Consider the following 18,688-nt stretch of genomic DNA (forward strand, 5'->3'; position numbering starts at 1 on the left):
ACGGCGCCCGAAGGCGCCGTTTTCTTATGTCGATCTGAGCTCGCTCAGTGCGCCGTCAGGCCGCCGGACGCTTCATCGGAAGCATCGGGCTTGACGTCGACCTTGCTGGTCTCCTCTTCCCAGACGATCGGCGCGGGCACGCGGACCAGCGCCTTGGCGACGACCTCATCCAGCCGCGAGACCGGAATAATGTCCATGCCGCCCTTGATCGCATCGGAAATCTCCGTGAGATCCTTGGCGTTGTCCTCCGGGATCAGCACCGTCTTGATGCCGCCGCGGGCGGCGGCCAGGAGCTTCTCCTTCAGACCGCCGATCGGCAGCACGCGACCACGCAGCGTGATCTCGCCGGTCATCGCGACATCGTGGCGGACCGGAATGCCGGTCATGACCGAGATGATCGCGGTGGCCATCGCAACGCCGGCAGACGGACCGTCCTTCGGCGTCGCGCCCTCCGGCACGTGAACGTGGATGTCGCGGCGGTCGAACATCGGCGGTTCGATGCCGTAGACGATCGCACGCGAGCGGACGTAGGACGCCGCCGCCGAGATCGACTCCTTCATCACATCGCGCAGATTGCCCGTGACGGTCATCTTGCCCTTGCCGGGCATCATGACGCCTTCAATGGTGAGCAACTCGCCGCCGACATCGGTCCAGGCCAGACCGGTGACGATACCGACCTGATCCTCGTCGTCGATCTCGCCGAAGCGATACTTCGGAACGCCGAGGAACTCTTCGATGTTCGCCTCGGTGACCTTCACCGACTTCTTCTTGGAGATCATCAGCTCCTTCACCGCCTTGCGGGCGAGTGTGGAGAGCTCACGCTCCAGGTTACGCACGCCCGCTTCGCGGGTGTAGCGGCGGATCATCAAGAGCAAGGCCGCGTCGTCGATCGACCATTCCTTGGAGTCCAGACCGTGCTTGGAGAGCGCGCTCGGGATCAGATGCTTGCGCGCGATCTCGACCTTCTCGTTCTCCGTGTAGCCGGCGATCCGGATGATCTCCATGCGGTCCATCAGCGGGCCCGGAATATTCAGCGTATTCGCGGTCGTGATGAACATCACGTTGGACAGGTCGTAGTCGACCTCCAGGTAGTGGTCGTTGAAGGTCGAGTTCTGCTCGGGGTCCAAGACCTCAAGCAGCGCCGACGACGGATCGCCGCGGAAATCGGCGCCCATCTTGTCGATCTCGTCCAGCAGGAACAGCGGGTTCGAGGTCTTCGCCTTGCGCATCGACTGGATGATCTTGCCGGGCATCGAGCCGATATAGGTGCGGCGGTGACCGCGGATCTCGGCCTCGTCACGCACGCCGCCGAGCGACACGCGCACGAATTCGCGCCCCGTGGCCTTCGCGATCGACTTGCCGAGCGAGGTCTTGCCGACGCCGGGAGGCCCGACCAGGCACAGGATCGGTCCGGTCAGCTTGTTGGCGCGCGACTGCACCGCGAGATACTCGACGATACGGTCCTTGACCTTCTCGAGTCCGTAGTGATCGGAGTCCAGCACCGCCTGCGCGGCCTCGAGGTCCTTCTTGACCTTGGACTTCTTGCCCCACGGGATCGACAGCAGCCAGTCCAGATAGTTGCGCACGACGGTCGCTTCCGCGGACATCGGCGACATCTGGCGCAGCTTCTTCAGCTCGTGCTGGGCCTTCTCGCGCGCTTCCTTGGACAGCTTGGTCTTGGAGATCTTCTCCTCCAGATCGGCCAGCTCGTCGCGACCTTCGTCGTCGCCGAGCTCCTTCTGGATCGCCTTCATCTGCTCGTTCAGGTAATACTCGCGCTGGGTCTTCTCCATCTGGCGCTTGACGCGCGAGCGGATGCGCTTCTCGACCTGCAACACCGAGATCTCGCTCTCCATCAGGCCCAGCACCTTCTCCAGGCGCTGCGTGACGGACAACGTCTCCAGGATCGCTTGCCGATCGGCAATCTTGACCGCGAGATGCGAGGCAACGGTATCGCCGAGCTTGGCGAAATCGGTGATCGCCTGAACCACGCCGACGACTTCGGCGGAGATCTTCTTGTTCAGCTTCACATAGCTTTCGAAGTCGGACACGACCGACCGCGCCAGGGCCTCGGCTTCGACCGAGTTGGCGTCAGTGTCGGCGAGCGCGACCGCGGTCGCCTCATAATATTCGCTGCGGTCGGAATACTTCTCGACGCGCGCGCGCTCGAGGCCCTCGACCAGCACCTTGACGGTGCCGTCGGGCAGTTTCAGGAGCTGCAGGACGCTGGCGAGCGTACCGGTCTCGTAAATTGAATCGGGTGCCGGATCGTCATCGGACGCGTTCTTCTGCGTCGCGAGCATGATCAGCGCGTCGTTCTTCATCACCTCTTCGAGCGCGCGGATCGATTTCTCGCGGCCGACGAAGAGCGGCACGATCATGTGCGGGAAGACGACGATGTCGCGGAGCGGCAGCACCGGATAGGAGTGGCTTTCGCCGTGGACGATCGTTGGCCGGGGTTTTGAGGTCGTCATGGCCTAATCCTTTTGTTGTGCCCCCTTGCACGCAGTCCGCCTGCTTGCGCAACCGCCACAAGGTGCCTTGGTGATGCGGAATGAGAATGCCGTCGGCAGCCGCTTATTCCGCATCGTGAAGCGACGAATCTCAACGGATGAGATCCCTCACCGATAGCATTAGGTGGCTATCAGGCGGGGGGTGTCAAGTCTCAGAAGTGTCGGGAAATATAGGCTAAACAAGCATTTGCTGCTACGCCGTAAGGGCGCCGCTGCTGCGCCACGGCGGCCGCCGGAGCGTCCGGCAGCCGTGCATTTTTGGCGGGTCGAGACGAGCGCCGTTTAGGCGCTCGCGCTGCTCTCGACGGCGCGGTCGGAACGATCCGCGTAGATGTAGAGTGGACGCGCCGTTCCCTCGACGACCTCGCGCGAGATCACGACTTCCTCGACGCCTTCCAGGCCCGGGAGATCGAACATGGTTTCGAGCAGGATGCTCTCCAGGATCGACCGCAGGCCGCGCGCGCCGGTCTTGCGCTCGATCGCCTTGCGGGCGACCGCGCCAAGCGCCTCGTCGGCGAAGGTCAGCTCGATGTTCTCCATCTCGAACAGCCGCTGGTACTGCTTCACCAGCGCGTTCTTCGGATCGGTCAGGATCTTCTTCAGCGAGGTCTCGTCGAGGTCCTCCAGCGTCGCAACGACGGGCAGACGGCCGACGAATTCCGGGATCAGGCCATACTTCAGCAGATCTTCCGGCTCGACGTGACGGAAGATCTCGCCGGTGCGGCGGTCCTCCGGCGCGAGCACCTGCGCCGCGAAGCCGATCGAGGTCGAGCGGCCGCGCGCGGAGATGATCTTCTCGAGGCCCGAGAACGCACCGCCGCAGATGAACAGGATATTGGTGGTATCTACCTGCAGGAACTCCTGCTGCGGATGCTTGCGGCCGCCCTGCGGCGGGACCGAGGCCACAGTGCCTTCCATGATCTTCAGCAGCGCCTGCTGGACGCCCTCGCCCGACACATCGCGGGTGATCGAGGGGTTGTCCGATTTGCGGCTGATCTTGTCGATTTCGTCGATATAGACGATGCCGCGCTGCGCACGCTCGACGTTGTAGTCGGCGGCCTGCAGCAGCTTCAGGATGATGTTCTCGACGTCCTCGCCGACATAGCCGGCTTCAGTCAGCGTCGTCGCGTCAGCCATGGTGAAGGGCACGTCGAGGATGCGGGCCAGCGTCTGCGCGAGCAGCGTCTTGCCCGAACCGGTCGGACCGATCAGCAAAATGTTCGACTTCGCCAGTTCGACGTCGTTGTGCTTGGTCTGATGGTTGAGCCGCTTGTAGTGGTTGTGGACGGCGACCGACAGCACCTTCTTGGCATGGCTCTGGCCGATCACGTAGTCGTCCAGGACCTTGCAGATTTCCTTCGGCGTCGGGATGCCGTCGCGCGACTTCACCAGCGAGGACTTGTTCTCCTCGCGAATGATGTCCATGCACAGTTCGACACACTCGTCGCAAATGAAGACAGTCGGTCCGGCAATCAGCTTGCGAACTTCATGCTGGCTCTTGCCGCAGAACGAGCAATATAGCGTGTTCTTGGCGTCGCTCGTGCCGACCTTACTCATTCATTATCTCCGTCCGCCGTTCGATCTTGTTTGCCAGATCGACCCAATCCGGCACACAACCGGGCTGTTGGGTAGATAGAGCAAATTCCGTACCAAAAAAGACCCTTACGCAATACTGACCGTGTGGATCACGGTTTATTCGAATCTCCGCGATCATAGCCGATGCATCACAGCCAACCATGCTGGCACCCGACTATCAAGAATTCGCTAATCGGATGGCCGGCTCAAGACCGTGACAATACCGTGATTTTCAACGATCGCACGTGGAATACGCGTCGAAATCCACGGAACGTTGCGGGATTACCACGTCGGTATATGAGCACGAAAGCGGAACTTTCCGCTGTGCGCATGCACCCGCCGGCGGGTCCAGCACCCTGCTTTTGCCGGTTATGTGAGGCGTCAATGTGGAGATCACACCGACGCCTCGAGATGCCTGCCCAGATCAGGCCGCCTTCGCGGCGGCCGGATCGTCCGGACGCTTGTCGATGACCTTGTCGACGAGGCCGAACGCCTTGGCGTCCTCGGCGGTGAGGAACTTGTCGCGCTCCAGCGCGTCCTCGATCGCCTTGTAGGTCTGACCGGTATGCTTCACGTAGATTTCGTTGAGGCGCTTCTTGAGATTCAGGATCTCCTGCGCGTGCAGCATGATGTCGGTGGCCTGACCCTGGAAGCCGCCGGAGGGTTGGTGCACCATGATGCGGGAATTCGGCAGCGTGAAGCGCATGTCCTTCTCGCCCGCAGCCAGCAGCAGCGAGCCCATCGAGGCCGCCTGCCCGGTGCACAGCGTCGATACCGGCGGACGGATGAACTGCATCGTGTCGTAGATCGCAAGACCCGACGTCACCACGCCACCCGGCGAGTTGATGTACATCGAGATTTCCTTCTTCGGATTCTCGGCCTCGAGGAACAGCAACTGCGCGACGATCAGCGTCGACATGCCGTCTTCCACCGGACCGGTGACGAAGATGATGCGCTCTTTCAGCAGGCGCGAGAAAATGTCGTAGGCGCGTTCGCCGCGATTGGTCTGCTCGACGACCATCGGCACGAGGTTCATGTAGGTTTCAACGGGATCGCGCATGAAAGAACCCAAGGGTTAGGGGTGATGCAGAACTTTGCTCAAGACTACTTGGCTCAAGACTACTGCCTCAAGGCTTAACCCAGATATGGGCCAATTTCCGGCCGACAAGGCCGTCAACTCGCCGCACTAGCCACCTGGGCAGGTCGCAGACCTTCAAGCTGATTCGCGTCTTCGCGCCTAGCGACGGGACCCGTCGCGAGGCGCGCTTTCGCGGTTCATCATTAACGCGAGGTGCCGAAATTAAGCGGCAGTTTTCTCGGCGTCTTCATCCTTGAACAGCTCCTCCTTGGTGACCTTCTTCTCGGTCACATTGGCGAGCTCCAGGACGAAGTCGACAACCTTGTCCTCGTAAATCGGGGCGCGGAGCTGGGCCAACGCCTGGGCGTTGCTGCGGTAGTAGTCCCAAACTTCCTTCTCGCGGCCGGGCATCTGGCGCGCGCGCTCGATCACGGCGCGCGACACCTCGTCGTCGGTCACGGTAATCTTGTTCTTCTCGCCGATCTCCGACAGCACGAGGCCGAGGCGGACGCGGCGGTCGGCGATCTTGTGGTACTCCTCCTTTGCCGCTTCCTCGGTGGTGTTCTCGTCGGCGAAGGTCTTGCCGGACGAGTCCATCTCGGCCTTGATCGAGTTCCACATCAGATTGAACTCTTCGGTGACAAGCGACGGCGGCGCCTCGAATTTGTGGCTCTCGTCGAGCCGGTCGAGCAGCGCGCGCTTGACCTTCTGGCGGGTGGCGCCGGCGAACTCGGCCGTCAGACGCTCGCGGGCGGCTTCCTTCAGCTTGTCGAGCGACTCCAGACCAAGCGTCTTGGCGAACTCGTCGTCGATCGTGGTCTCACCGGGCGCCTCGATCAGCGTCGCGGTGGTCTCGAACTCGGCCGGCTGGCCGGCGAGCTTCTCGTTCAGATAGTTCTTCGGGAACGAGACCTTCAGCGTGCGAGTCTCATTGGTGCCGATGCCGATGAGCTGCTCCTCGAAGCCCGGGATGAACTGGCCGGCGCCGATCACGACCTGGATGCCCTCGCCGGTGCCGCCCTCGAAGGCTTCACCGTTGATGGTGCCCTTGAAGCTGATGGTGACGCGGTCGCCCTTCTCCGCCCCGCCCTCGGTCTTGGCATTGTACGGGCGGCTGCCTTCCGCGATCCGCTTGATGGCATCGTCGACATCGGCGTCGGAGACGTCGACCACCGGCTTCTCGACCGAGAACGACTTGAAATCGGCGAGCTGGATCGGCGGCACGACCTCGATCGCGACGGTGTAGGTCAGGTCGGTCTTGCCCGACAGCAATTCCTCGACCTGGTCCTTCTCGGTCGGCATCGTGATCTTCGGCTCGCCGGCGAGACGGAAGCCGCGATCCTCGAAGATCTGCCGGTTGGTGTCGCTGATGGTCTGGTCGATGGTCTCGGCCATCACCGAGCGGCCGTAGATCTTCTTGAGATGCGCCACCGGCACCTTGCCGGGACGGAAGCCGTTGAGACGGACCTTGTCCTTGAGGTCGACCAGCTTGGCGTCCGCCTTGGCATCGAGATCGGATGCCGGGACGCTGATCTTGAATTCGTGCTTCAATCCCTCGTTGAGGGTCTCGGTGACCTGCATGGTATCAATCTTCTTCCGCTTTTGCCGCGGCCCGAGCGGCCGTGGCAGTGTTCAATCTGTTCGACGATGGGCCTTGCGGCCTAACGTCTGTGGGTTCGGCGAACCCTCACCCCATCGGGGCCAAAGGTTCTCCAAGAATTCGTCATGCAAACGCTGTAAGCGCTTGGTGCGGGCGGAGGGACTCGAACCCCCACAACTTTCGTCACTGGAACCTAAATCCAGCGCGTCTACCAGTTCCGCCACGCCCGCGCGAAAAGCATCCCAGTCCGGCCGCGATGCCGCGGGCGGCCGGGCTTATAACATGCGCCCACCGGTTCGCAGTAAAAAAATGGCCGCTGTTGAGCCCGCCCTGCGACCGATCGCGACTGGACAGGTACTCTTGAAAATGGTCCGCATCGGCAGGATGGCAAGTCCTCCCGCAAGTCCCGAATTTTCCCTCACCCGGCGCGATCTGATCGCCGCCCTCGGCGCCGCGGCGTTTTGCCCCGCTCTGCCGGCCACCGTCGCGGCGCAGGGCCGGATCGCGGTCGCGCTCCAGGCCAAACCTGACCGCATCTCGCTTCGTCCGGACGGACCGGGTCCTGGCGGACCGGAGATACCGGTCTGGTCGCTCGGCAGCGGCGACCTCCGCTTCAAGCGCGGCGAGGTCCTCGACGTGACCTTTGGCAATGAACTGCCGGTCGCGGCCGCGCTGGATTGCCGCGGGCTCGACGGCGTCGCGGCGGCGGAGCCACTGGCCTCCCGGGCGCGGCTTGCCGCCGGGGCAAAGGATAGCTTCCAGCTGCCGCTTCGGCATGCCGGCACCTTCCTGTGCGAGCCGCTGATCGGCGATGGCAGCACGGCGCCGGCACGGCCGCGGCCGCTGATCGTGACCGGCACCTCGCCGGTTGCGGTCGATCGCGACGAGGTCTTGCTGATCGAGGAGTGGCGCCTGCGACCGGACGGAAGCGCAATCCCGGCCGGCAATGATCCAAAAGATTCGACGCAAATTCATACGATTAACGGCAAAACCTCATACGACATCTCGGCACCGGCCAATGCCCGCCTCAGACTCCGCTTCATCAATGGCAGCCAACGCAGCGTGCTGGCGATCAAGCTGGAGAACCTCGATGTCCGTGTGATGGCCATCGACGGCCAGCCGGCCGAACCGTTTCCGGCCCGCAACGGTGCGCTGGTACTGGCTCCCGGCGGCCGCACCGATGTGTTCGTCGACGCGGCCGGACCGGCCGGAACCAGCTTTCCGATCCTGCTGCACGACGGCACGCAGGCCCGCCCGGTCGGCAAGCTGGCCATCTCGAACGACCCGCCGCTGCGGCCGGCGCCGTTCCCGCCGGCTCCGCCGCTGCCCGGCAACGACATGCCCGCCCAGCTCGATCTCAAGAGCGCCGCAAGGTTCGAGCTAACCCTCGGCACGCCGACCGAATGGTTCCGCACGGCGGACTTCAAGCCATCGGCCGCGCCGGCCTTTCAGGCCAAAGCCGGCCGGCCGGTGGTGCTGGCGCTGACCAACCGCGGCCCGATCGCCAGCGTCTTTCATCTGCACGGCCATCACTTCCGTCTGCTCGACCGGCTCGACGACGGCTGGAAGCCGTTCTGGCTCGACACGCTCGCGATCGAGCCAGGCCAGACCCAGCGCATCGCCTTCCTCGCCGAATATCCGGGCCGCTATCTGATCGAGCAGGTCGCGACCGACTGGGCCGCGCCGCGGCTCGTCCGATGGTACAGTGTCCAATAACAAGAAGAGGAAACGTCCATGAGCCAGACAGTTGCAGCGATCCGCGCAGTCAAGGCGCGAAGCGTCGTGGTGCCGCTCAAGCGCCCTGTGAAGAACGCCTTCGGCGTGATCGATTCCGGCCCGCTGGTTCTGATCGATGTCGAGACTGACCAAGGCGTTACCGGCCGCACCTACATCTTCGCCTACAGCAAGCTCACGCTTAAACCTCTTGCCTATCTGATCGAGGAGATCGGCCGCGAGCTCATCGGCAAGCCGGTCGCGCCGTTCGACCTGATCAAGGCAATGGACGCCAAGTTTCGGCTGCTCGGCTGGCAGGGCCTGGTCGGCATGGCGGTATCCGGACTCGACATGGCGTACTGGGATGTGCTCGGCCAGCTCGCCGGCCGGCCGCTGGTCGAACTGCTTGGCGGCTCGGCGAAGCCGATCAAGGCCTATGACAGCTACGGCGTGGTCGATCCCGTTGCCGATGAGCGCGCGCTGCGCTGCTCGCTCGACCAGGGTTTTCGCGGTATAAAAATCAAAGGCGGCGACGGTGATGCCGCCAATGACGAGCGCGTCGTGAAGGGCGTGCGCGCCCTGCTCGGCCCCGACATCGCGTTGATGATCGACTTCAACCAGTCGCTCGATCCGGCGGAGGCGACCCGCCGCATCGCCCGCCTTGCGCCCTACGATTTGCACTGGATCGAGGAGCCGGTGCCGCAGGAGAGCCTGTCCGGCCACGCAAAAGTCCGCGAGACCTCGCCGACGCCGATCCAGGCCGGCGAGAACTGGTGGTTTCCGCGCGGCTTTGCCGAAGCGATCGCGGCCGGCGCATCCGACTTCATCATGCCCGACGTGATGAAGGTCGGCGGCGTCACCGGCTGGATGCAAGTCGCGGGACAAGCCGACGCCGCCTCGATCCCGATGTCGAGCCATCTGTTCGCGGAAGTCAGCGCGCATCTGCTCGCGGTGACGCCGACCGCGCACTGGCTCGAGTTCCTCGACTTCGCCGGCGCGATCCTCACAAGGCCCGCCGAAATCGTCGACGGCGCGGTGACCGCCAAGGGTCCCGGGCTCGGCATCGAATGGAACGAGCCGGCGGTCGCGAAGTATCTCGTCAGCTAGCGGCGATCCTGGCCGGTGAGCGCACGCTTCACCTTTGCGACGCATTCATGTAGGTCGATCCGAAATCGGAGCGCCCAATGTCGACCAATAGCAAGCTGACGCTCAAATTCCGTTGCCCGACGGAGCTTGACGGACTGATACCGGCCCCGATACCGGCGGCGCAGGGCGTTCCCGACTGGCTCAGGGCGATGCCGGCGACGGCCTTCTCCTCGATCAACCTGCACGACGAGGATACCATCAAGCGCTGCCCGCCGTTCGTGGATGCGATGACCTGCGGGTTCTTGCTGCCGCTGGTTTGCGATCTCAAGGTCGAGGACGGCGAAATCACCTGGGACCAGGACCTGCCGCCGGGAGGCACGCCGGAATTCCCACGCTCACCGATCGGCTTCCACGACCCGGGTCAGGTCACCGGCACTCCGCTGTTTGAAGAGGGCCGCTTCTTTCTCAAATTCCACAATTTGTGGACCGTCGAAGCCCCGGAAGGCTACGCGATCTACTTCACCCATCCCGTCAACCGCTTCGATCTGCCATTCACCACACTCAGCGGCCTGGTCAATTCCGACCTCTATGCCGACAATTGGGTGCACTTTCCGGCGTACTGGCACGACAGGAATTTCAGAGGCGTCCTCCCCAAGGGGACTCCGATCGCGCAATGTATTCCCGTCAAGCGAGACGACTGGACCGCGCAGGCATCGCCGTTCACCGCGGAAGACGCCAAGCGGGTCGGCGAACTCCGCACCGAGCTCAGACGGCAGCCGAACCTCTACCGGAGAAACTTCAGGGCGTAAGGCATGGCGGAATGCCGTCCGCCGCGCGCAATCTCAGTCCCCGCCGAGGAACTTCGCAGCGGCGCTCTGGGAGAAGAAGAAGCGGCCATGAGATCCCGAGGCCATGACGAATGCCGCGCGTCCAAACAGCTGGGGCTGACCGCGCATCACCGAGCGCAGCGCTGCCTCGGCAGCATCGCGCTCCCCCTGCTCGAAAAGGCAGGTGGCGAGGTGGGCGCGGGTTGAGCGATCATCCGGGTATTGCGCGAGCACGCGGCGGAACGCATCCGCGGCTGCGGCGTAGTCGCCACGGAGGATCAGGACCCGCCCGAGCTGGTTGAGAATGTCGGGGCGTCCCGGCGCAGCATCACGTGCCGCCGTCAGGACGCTTGCAGCCCGCGCGACGTCATTGGTCTCCTGCAACAGGCGCCCGAGAGCGAGCTTCAGGTCGGCGCTCTCAGGGGCCAGCGCGAGACCGGCCTCGATCGTGCTGATCGCTTCGTCGTGTTGACCGGCCTTGGCAAGCTGCCCGGCGAGTTCCTGAAAGGACGGAAAATATGGCGGGCGGCGTGCCGCCGTGCGCCGAAGCTGTGCGATGCCGTCGGCGACGCGGCCCGCGCCGCACATCAGCGCGCCGAGCAAAGTCTCGACCTCTCCATCGTCGGTGCGACGCGCAACCCGCTCGAGCGTTGCGATCGCCTCGCCGCCCCGGTTCTGCCCCATCAGGGCATGCGCCAGAAGAAGCGCGGCGTGTCTGTCCGTGCGGTTTGATTTCAGGAGGTTCGTCGCAATCTGCTCGGCCTGAGCAAACTGCTGCGCCCGCAACGCCAAGGCGCCTTGTTGCAGCGCCTGAGCGAGGAAATTGTTCTGCCTGCCACTCACGAGAGGTTTCTGGAGGATCCGAGAGAGGGCCCTAGCCCCGCCATCGCGGGGCGTCCAGCAACAGTCTCGTTAAAACGCGACATGAGGTCAACAGCAGCGCCCCGCCCACCTTCTGGCCTACCCAACGGCCTGATGTCGTCGAGCCCATGGCGATCACATCAATTCGCATCGAAATCGCGAAACGGAACCCGTCAATTCGGGACAAGCGTCGGATAAATCCTGTAGTGTCGGAGTTGATCGGCGTGCCGCCGAGCGAATCTGGCACCATGTGGCTCAGATCGGAGAACAGGGATGGCACAGTGTATCGTCGTCGTTCAATTCGACCTTCCGAAACGAACTGAAGAACAGGCCATCAGGGGTGGCATGGGCACCGCCCCCATTTACCGAAAGCTCGCAACAAAGGGGCTGATCCGCAAAGACTATCTCAATGGAGAGGCCGGTACCGGCGGCGTCTATCTCTGGGAGAGCCGAGAGGCGGCCGAGGCATGGTTTACCGAGGCCAAGATCGTCGAGCTCACCGGACGGTTCGGAGTCCGGCCGCGGCTGACCTGGTACGACACACACGTCACCGTCGACAATCTCAAGGGCGAGACGCGGGTGAGCCAAACCGCGCTGATTTCAGCAGCGGAATGAAATCGACCTGAGGTCAGCGTCGAGCGCCCGCATCTGAGCACAGTGCGGGCGCTGTAACGCGGCCGTTTTCGACCGGGGCCTTTGGCCCGACGCCTACTCCCCGCCTCCGGCAATCCCGCCGGGGCTCGGTTGCAGCTTGCCGCGCGCCTGCGCCGATGACGCTTCGCTGTCCATCGCCTCCGGCCGCAATGCCTCCAGCGGACGCTTGCGGGTCTCGATGCCGAGCACCGCAACCGCGATCGCCTGCACCACCAGGAGCCCGGCCACCACAGAGACGACGCCGGTGACGCCGAACCTGATGAACAGCTCGACCACGATGAACGGCGTCACGATCGACATCAGGCGACCGGCGGTGTTGCAGATGCCGGATCCGCGCATCCTGAGCTCGGTCGGGAACAGTTCGGGGATGTAAAGCCCCCAGGCCAGCGCCAGCATCACCGCCACCGTGAACACGAGCAGGAAGCCGATCACGACGAAGGCGACCGGGTTGATGAACATCGGATAGATCAGCCCGAGCCCGGCCGCGGCGAGCGACAGCACGATCAGCGACGGCTTGCGGTCGATCTTCTCGCCGATCCACATGCCCGACAGCGTGCCGAGCGGGCTGCCGAGCGTCATCAGCATGGTGTAGCCGAGCGATGACGACAGGTTGATGCCCTGCTTGACGAAGAAGGTCGGGATCCAGGCGATGAAGCCGTAGACCGCGGTGTTGAGCCCGATCAGGATCAGGCAGCCGACGGTGGTCCGCGCGATCAGTGCGCGCGAGAACAGGCGCGTAAAGCGAACGTCCGGCTGTACCGGCGCCGGCTGATAGGCCGGGGTCGGCAGGGTCCTACCCTTGCCGACCTCCTGCTCGATCGCCGCCAGCACCGCCTCCGCCTCGGCGCTCTTGCCCTGCGTCTCGAGCCAACGTGGCGATTCCGGCAGCGAGCGCCGCAGGAACCAGACGATCATCGCGCCAATGCCGCACAGCGCAAACATCCAGCGCCAGCCGAGGTGCGGAATGACGACCCAGCCGACCAGCGTCGCGACGAACAGCGCACCATTGGTGCAGGTCGCGAGCGCCGCGCCCCAGCGGCCGCGCTGCTGCGGCGGGATGAATTCGCTGAGCACGACATAGCCGACGACGATCTCGGCGCCGAGCCCGAGGCCCATCACGAAGCGGGCCCCGATCAGCCAGCTCATCGACGGCGCGAGCGTTGCCGCCAGCGCGCTGAGGCCGAAGATCAGGAGGTTGGCCTGATAGGCGAACTTGCGGCCGAAGCGGTCGCCGGCGACGCCCGCCAGCCAGGCACCGATCAGCATCCCTACAAAGGTCGCCGAGATGAAGCGCGCATTCTGCGCGAGGTCCGAATAGCCGGACTGAACCAGTGCGCCGAGAATGCTGCCGGCGAGGAAGATCTCGAAGCCGTCGACGAACAGCCCGGCTCCGATCAGCGCGAAGATCCGGTAGTGAAACCTTGAGATCGGCAATCTGTCGAGCCGGCCCCCCGCGTTAACGCCCTTGGTCACTTCAGCCTCCCTGATTTTGATTTTGTTTTGATCGTTGTCCGCGCCGATTTTTGTGCCCGCGCTATCCGGTCGAGACGCGCGCCTCCTCGTCTGCGCTCGCATGCATGGCTTGCGGCCGCGGCAGGCCGAGGTTCTCGCGCAACGTGTCGCCCTGATACTCGCGCTGGAACAGGCCGCGCCGTTGCAGCTCGGGCACGACGAGGCGCACGAAGTCCTGGTAGGTTCCGGGCACATGGGTGGCGGCGACGACAAAGCCGTCGCAGCCGCCTTCGCAGAACCAGCGCTCCATCTGATCGGCGACCGCCTTGGGCGAGCCGACGAAGGTCGGTAGTTCAGCGAGCGTCCCGCGCCCGCTGAACTGCACGAAGTCCCGCGGTGTCGGATTGGGCTTGCCGCTGAGATTCATCACGCGGTCGCGGATTGCTTGCAGCCCGCTGATCGAGGCCAGCTCATCCGACGTGAACGGCTCGTCCATCGGCTTGGCCGCGAAATCGTAGTTCAACACCTCCGACAACAGCGTCAGCGCATCGATCGGCTTGGCGAGCCGGCTGATCGCCGCGAACTTGTCCTCGGCCTCGGCCTGGGTCTCGGCGACGACAGGATAGACCGCCGGCGCGATGCTGATGTCCCTGCCCGTCTTGGCGAGCGTCCCCTTCAAGTCGGCATACTGCTTCTTCGCGATGTCGAGATTGGGATAGATCACGAAGATCAATTCGCCCCAGCGCGCCGCGAAGGTCTTGCCGCGGCCGCTCTGGCCGGCCTGAATGATCACCGGATGGCCCTGCGGCGAGCGCGGCACCGTGAACGGGCCGCGCGAGCGGAAGAACTGCCCGTGATGGTCGAGCCGGTGCACCTTGGCCGGGTCGGCGAACAGCCCGCTCTCGCGGTCGAAGCTGACGGCGCCGTCCTTCCAGCTGTTCCAGTGGCCGAGCACGACCTCCATGAACTCGTCCGCGCGGTCGTAGCGCAGATCGTGGCTGAGATGCTGCGAGGCACCGAAATTCGCCGCCTCGGAGTCGTTCAGCGAGGTCACCACGTTCCAGGCGGCGCGGCCGTTCAGCAGCAGGTCCATCGTCGCGAACACCCGCGCGACGTGGAACGGCTCGTAATAGGTGGTCGAATAGGTCACGCCGATGCCAAGCCGCTCGGTCGCCAATCCCATCGTGAGCGCAACCGAGACGGGATCGAGCTTCGCCGCGCGCACGCCGTGGCGGATGGTCTCACGGAAATCGTCGCCGAAGCGATCGGGGATCGCGAGCCGGTCGTCGAAGAAGGCGAGATGAAACTTGCCGTGCTCCAGCGTGCGCCCGATCTCCTGATAATAGTCGCGCGAGAACCAGTTCGGCTTCGAGTCCGGATGGCGCCAGGAGGCGGGATAGTTCGAGCAATTCTGGGCCTGCAGGAAGCCGATCAATTTCATCTGCCTGGTCATGGCGTGGTTCCTTCGTGGCCGCGGGAGAATTGGGGCATGTCAGATCACCCCGTCGCTGCGCAGCGCGGCGAGCGCCGCCGCGGTTGCGCCGGCAAGTGAGGTCAGGACTTCGTCGGTGTGCGCGCCGAGCGCGACGCCGGCATGCTTGAACTGCGGCGGCGTGCGCGACATTTTTGGGATCGCGCTCGGCACCGCAATCGGCCCGGCGCGCGAGGGCACCTCAGCGATGTTGCCGCGGGCGCGGTATTGCGGGTCGGCGAAGATGTCACTGATGCTGTAGATCGGCCCGCAGGGCACGTCGTAGCGCTCGCACTCGGCAAGCGCCGTCTCCAGCGGCATGGAGCCGATCCAGTCGGCGACCATCCCGTTGACCTCCTCGCGCCGCGCCAGGCGGCCGGCCATGGCCGCATAGCGCGGGTCGGTCGCGAGATCCGGCCGCCGCATCGCCTGCGCCAGGCGCTCGAACATCTTGTCACTCGAACAGGCCAGCGCCACCCATTTGCCGTCGGCGGTCTGGTAATGGCTGTGCGGCACGACATTGACGGTATCGGCACCGAGGCGTTCGCGGACGAAGCCGGTCTTGGCGAACACAGTCGCCATCTCGTCGAGCAGCCGAAACACCGATTCATAGAGCCCGATATCGACCACCTGCCCGTGTCCGGTGGCTTCGGCATGGCGCAGCGCCAGCAGCACGCCGAGCGCGCCCCATAGCCCGGAAATGTAATCGGCGAGCGAGGTCGATCCCGGCATCACCGGCGCCCGTCCGGCCTCGCCGGCAAGATAAGCGAGCCCGCTGAAGCCGTGCGCGATCCGGGCAAAGCCCGGCTTGTCACGCAAAGGGCCGTCCTGCCCATAGGCGCTGATGCGCAGCATCACGAGTTTTGGGTTGATCTCGCGCAATGCCTCGAAGCCGAGCCCCCATTTCTCCAGCGTGCCCGGCCGGAAGTTCTCCAGCACCACGTCGGATTGGCGGACCAGCTCGCGAAACAGCGCCGCGCCCCGCTCGCTGCGCAGATCGAGCGTCACCGACTTCTTGTTGCGGGCCTCGCTGAGCCAGACATAGGTGTCGCCGCATTCGCTCGGCGTGCCGAACCGGCGCAAGGGATCCCCTGTGCCTGGCTGCTCGATCTTGATCACCTCGGCGCCGAAATCGGACAGCACCGTCCCGCAGAACGGCGCCGCCACGAAGGTCGCGATGTCGAGCACGCGAATTCCGGACAGCGGTGGCTCATGCGACATCGCGCGCTCCTTGCCTGCCCGCCGCCTGAATTGCGTCATGGCGGTCGATGATCGCCTGCGCGCGCTTGAGCACCGCAAGATCGATCAACACGCCGTCCTGCCCGTAGGCACCGTCGCCGCCGGCGCTGGCGGACTGGATCTTGGCCGTGATCTCGCGCGCCCAGCCGATCTCGCGTGCGGTCGGCGAGAACACCTCGTTGGCGGTTTCGAGCTGCGAGGGATGGATCGCCCATTTGCCCTCGAAGCCGAGCGCGGCCGCCCGCGCCGCACTGGCGCGAAAGCCTGCGGCATCGCCGAAATTGGCATAGGGGCCGTCGATGGCACGCAGGCCGTGGGCGCGGCAGGCATTGGCGATGCGGGCGAGCGCGAAGTGCCACTGGTCGTTCCAGTGCATCCGGCGCGCGCCTCCCTCGTCCGCATCGGTGAGCACGGCATAGCGCGGATCGGAGGCGCCGATGATCTCGCCGCAGGTACGCAGGTCGATCGAGTAATCGCCGATGCCGAAGATGACCGCTTCCAGCCGTTCCGACGCCTGCACGATGTCCTCGACATTGGCGAGTCCAAGCGTGGTCTCGATCAGGATCTCGATGCCCAGCGGCCTTGCGCGCGGGAACTCGCGCTCGAGCCCCGCCAGCAGCGCGTCGACGAAACGGACGTCGAACGCGGTGCCGACCTTCGGCACCATGACGAGGTCGAGGCGCGGCGCGCGGCTGACGATCTCGATGATGTCGCGATGCGCCCATTCGGTATCGAGGCCATTGATGCGCACCGCCAGCGTCTTGTTGCCCCAGTCGATCCGGTTCAGCGCCTCGATCGCGATCTCGCGCGCCTCGGGCTTTCGCGGCGGCGCAACCGCGTCCTCCAGATCCAGGAAGATGAAATCGGCCGCGCTACTCGCTGCGCGTTCGAAGAAATGGGTCGAGGTCGCGGGAACCGCGAGTTCGGAACGCTGGACGCGGCGCGTGCGCGGCTTGGTGACGGTGAAGGACATTGGAGCATCTTTTCTGCATCGCGCCGCAGGATCGTCTCCCGCGGCCAACAACAATCATGCTAGATGTCCGACACTGATCTTTCTAACGAGATTATCTTAAGAACTGTTCAGTTCTCCGGGACAATCGTCTGCAGGGCAAAACGATGTCGCAGATCAATTTCAAGCTGCTGCACATGTTCATCGCGGTCGCGGAGAACAAGAGCTTTCGCCAGGCCTCCGAGCAGCTCAACCGCTCGCAATCCGCGGTCAGCATGCAGATCAAGCTGCTGGAGGATCAGGTCGGCGCCGCGCTGTTTCATCGCACGACGCGGCGCGTCGAGCTGACCGCGGAGGGACTGCAACTGCTGACGCATGCGCGGCGCGCGCTCGGCGAATGGGAGAACGGCCTGCGCGAGATCCGTGAGGTCATCGACATCCAGCGCGGCACGCTGTCGCTGGCCTGCGTCCCGACCATTGCCGCGACCATTCTGCCGCAGGCGCTGCACGCCTTCCAGGCGAGCTATCCCGGCATCAACATCAATCTGCGCGAGCTTGCGGCCGAGGACATGCTGGACTGCCTGCGCCGGCGCGAGGCGGATTTCGGCATCGGGCCGGAGACGGACGGCTCGACCGAGTTTCAGTTCGCGCCGCTGTTCAACGACCCGATCTATGCGCTGGCGACAAGAGCGTTTCCGTTTCGCAAGCGCAGCGCTGTCGACCTAACCGAACTGTCCGCCTATCCGATCCTGCTCAACTCAAAATCGGCGGCGCTGCGCTCGATGCTGGAGCGCGCGCTCGCCACGCGCAATCTGCAGATGAAGATCAAGTTCGAGGTCGAGCACAGCTACACGCTGGCCGCGCTGGCCGGCGCCGGTCTCGGCGTCGGCATCCTGCCGAAGGTCGCCTTGCCGCGGCCGGTCAGGAAGACGATGCAGGCGCTACCGATCGTCAATCCGACGCTGGAGCGCACCGTCTGCATCGTCTCGTTGCGCGGACAATCGTTCTCGCCGGCTGCCGGCGCGCTGACATCAGTGATTCACAAATTCCTCAAGCCGCGCCCTTAGGTCCGCCGGGCCAACCCGCAGAACGCGCCACCAAAATAGATCAGCGGCGTCTCCCCCTCACGCAGATGCATCGCGCGGACCGCGCCGACGAAGATCGAATGCGTGTCGTGCGCATGCTCGTCGATCAGCTCGCAGTCGAGCCCGATCAGCGCATCCTTAAGGATCGGCGCGCCCGTGGCCAGCGACAGCCAGCCGTCGGCGTCGGAAAAGCGATCGTCCCGCTCGATGCCGCGGCGGCCGGCGAACACATTGGCCAGCTCGGCCTGGTCGGCGTGCAGCATGTTGACGCCGAACGCGGCGGTGCGCCGGATCAGGCCATGCGCGCTCGCCGAGAGGTTGACGCAGGCGATCAGCCGCGGCGGCGTGTCCGACAGCGAACAGACCGACGTCGCCGTCATCCCCGTTCTGTCGCCCGGCCCGCCCGCCGACAGGATCGTCACCGCGCCGGCGTGGTGGCGCATCGCCGCGCGATAGGACGCGGGGTCGACGCTCCCGTGAGCCGGAGCGGCGGCGGTCCGTGAAGCGGTCGAAAGCAGGCTGGTCGGTGCGTTCATCTGACTGTTCCGGGCGAGAGGCGACGGTTTCGAATCGTATAGGCCAGCT

Annotated in this window: 15 protein-coding genes and 1 tRNA gene; 5 read left to right on the top strand and 11 right to left on the bottom strand. The window is 64.5% G+C overall.

What is annotated here, in order from left to right; all coding sequences use genetic code 11:
• Nucleotides 1–44 precede the first annotated feature (44 nt).
• The 5 genes from lon to ACZBJS_RS11560 form a co-directional block, all read right to left on the bottom strand.
• Entirely contained in the window at nucleotides 45–2,474 is a 2,430-nt protein-coding gene (gene lon / locus ACZBJS_RS11540) for an endopeptidase La (RefSeq protein WP_028333951.1), read from the bottom strand.
• A 321-nt stretch (nucleotides 2,475–2,795) separates the two neighbouring features.
• Entirely contained in the window at nucleotides 2,796–4,070 is a 1,275-nt protein-coding gene (clpX, locus tag ACZBJS_RS11545; protein WP_018271869.1) for an ATP-dependent Clp protease ATP-binding subunit ClpX, read from the bottom strand.
• Between the two features lie 442 nt (nucleotides 4,071–4,512).
• On the bottom strand, nucleotides 4,513–5,148 hold the full coding sequence (locus tag ACZBJS_RS11550; RefSeq protein ID WP_016847729.1) for an ATP-dependent Clp protease proteolytic subunit: 636 nt from the start codon (nucleotides 5,146–5,148) through the stop codon (nucleotides 4,513–4,515).
• A 240-nt stretch (nucleotides 5,149–5,388) separates the two neighbouring features.
• Complete coding sequence (gene tig, locus ACZBJS_RS11555; RefSeq protein WP_463438715.1) at nucleotides 5,389–6,747, bottom strand: trigger factor; 1,359 nt, start codon at nucleotides 6,745–6,747, stop codon at nucleotides 5,389–5,391.
• Nucleotides 6,748–6,911: 164 nt separating this feature from the next.
• Nucleotides 6,912–6,996 (bottom strand) — tRNA-Leu (locus ACZBJS_RS11560).
• Nucleotides 6,997–7,132: 136 nt separating this feature from the next.
• Between ACZBJS_RS11560 and ACZBJS_RS11565 the strand changes: the two genes are divergently transcribed.
• The 3 genes from ACZBJS_RS11565 to ACZBJS_RS11575 all read left to right on the top strand — a co-directional run bounded on the left by ACZBJS_RS11565 (nucleotide 7,133) and on the right by ACZBJS_RS11575 (nucleotide 10,374).
• Nucleotides 7,133–8,482 carry a multicopper oxidase family protein gene (locus ACZBJS_RS11565; protein WP_463438724.1) on the top strand — a complete coding sequence of 450 codons (1,350 nt, stop codon included), beginning with the start codon at nucleotides 7,133–7,135 and terminating at the stop codon, nucleotides 8,480–8,482.
• Between the two features lie 18 nt (nucleotides 8,483–8,500).
• The gene (locus ACZBJS_RS11570) at nucleotides 8,501–9,586 is read left to right on the top strand and encodes an enolase C-terminal domain-like protein (protein ID WP_168855912.1); all 1,086 of its coding nucleotides are present in this window, start codon (nucleotides 8,501–8,503) and stop codon (nucleotides 9,584–9,586) included.
• A gap of 77 nt (nucleotides 9,587–9,663) precedes the next feature.
• Nucleotides 9,664–10,374, top strand: a complete 711-nt coding sequence (locus ACZBJS_RS11575; protein ID WP_057016449.1) for a hypothetical protein — start codon at nucleotides 9,664–9,666, stop codon at nucleotides 10,372–10,374.
• A gap of 33 nt (nucleotides 10,375–10,407) precedes the next feature.
• Here the strand turns inward: ACZBJS_RS11575 and ACZBJS_RS11580 are convergent, their stop codons facing one another.
• Nucleotides 10,408–11,184: a tetratricopeptide repeat protein gene (locus ACZBJS_RS11580; RefSeq protein ID WP_141341006.1), complete on the bottom strand. Its 777-nt coding sequence runs from the start codon at nucleotides 11,182–11,184 to the stop codon at nucleotides 10,408–10,410.
• 342 nt (nucleotides 11,185–11,526) lie between these two features.
• Between ACZBJS_RS11580 and ACZBJS_RS11585 the strand changes: the two genes are divergently transcribed.
• A complete protein-coding gene (locus ACZBJS_RS11585) occupies nucleotides 11,527–11,868 on the top strand; it encodes a hypothetical protein (protein WP_063790074.1) in 342 nt (113 codons plus the stop codon).
• Between the two features lie 93 nt (nucleotides 11,869–11,961).
• Here the strand turns inward: ACZBJS_RS11585 and ACZBJS_RS11590 are convergent, their stop codons facing one another.
• The 4 genes from ACZBJS_RS11590 to ACZBJS_RS11605 all read right to left on the bottom strand — a co-directional run bounded on the left by ACZBJS_RS11590 (nucleotide 11,962) and on the right by ACZBJS_RS11605 (nucleotide 17,042).
• Nucleotides 11,962–13,380: an MFS transporter gene (locus tag ACZBJS_RS11590; RefSeq protein ID WP_316397366.1), complete on the bottom strand. Its 1,419-nt coding sequence runs from the start codon at nucleotides 13,378–13,380 to the stop codon at nucleotides 11,962–11,964.
• Between the two features lie 61 nt (nucleotides 13,381–13,441).
• Nucleotides 13,442–14,812 carry an LLM class flavin-dependent oxidoreductase gene (locus tag ACZBJS_RS11595; protein ID WP_316397365.1) on the bottom strand — a complete coding sequence of 457 codons (1,371 nt, stop codon included), beginning with the start codon at nucleotides 14,810–14,812 and terminating at the stop codon, nucleotides 13,442–13,444.
• Between the two features lie 39 nt (nucleotides 14,813–14,851).
• A complete protein-coding gene (locus ACZBJS_RS11600; RefSeq protein WP_229191158.1) occupies nucleotides 14,852–16,051 on the bottom strand; it encodes a CaiB/BaiF CoA transferase family protein in 1,200 nt (399 codons plus the stop codon).
• On the bottom strand, nucleotides 16,041–17,042 hold the full coding sequence (locus tag ACZBJS_RS11605; protein ID WP_229191159.1) for an HpcH/HpaI aldolase/citrate lyase family protein: 1,002 nt from the start codon (nucleotides 17,040–17,042) through the stop codon (nucleotides 16,041–16,043). Before ACZBJS_RS11605 ends, ACZBJS_RS11600 begins: the two co-directional genes overlap by 11 nt.
• Before the next feature lie 143 nt (nucleotides 17,043–17,185).
• Between ACZBJS_RS11605 and ACZBJS_RS11610 the strand changes: the two genes are divergently transcribed.
• Nucleotides 17,186–18,085 carry a LysR family transcriptional regulator gene (locus ACZBJS_RS11610; RefSeq protein ID WP_057016444.1) on the top strand — a complete coding sequence of 300 codons (900 nt, stop codon included), beginning with the start codon at nucleotides 17,186–17,188 and terminating at the stop codon, nucleotides 18,083–18,085.
• On the opposite strand, the gene ACZBJS_RS11615 is transcribed toward ACZBJS_RS11610, so the two are convergent.
• On the bottom strand, nucleotides 18,082–18,639 hold the full coding sequence (locus ACZBJS_RS11615; protein ID WP_229191160.1) for a flavin reductase family protein: 558 nt from the start codon (nucleotides 18,637–18,639) through the stop codon (nucleotides 18,082–18,084). The genes ACZBJS_RS11610 and ACZBJS_RS11615 overlap by 4 nt on opposite strands.
• Between the last annotated feature and the right edge of the window lie 49 nt (nucleotides 18,640–18,688).

This window comes from Bradyrhizobium sp. KZN70725, from assembly GCF_055264925.1.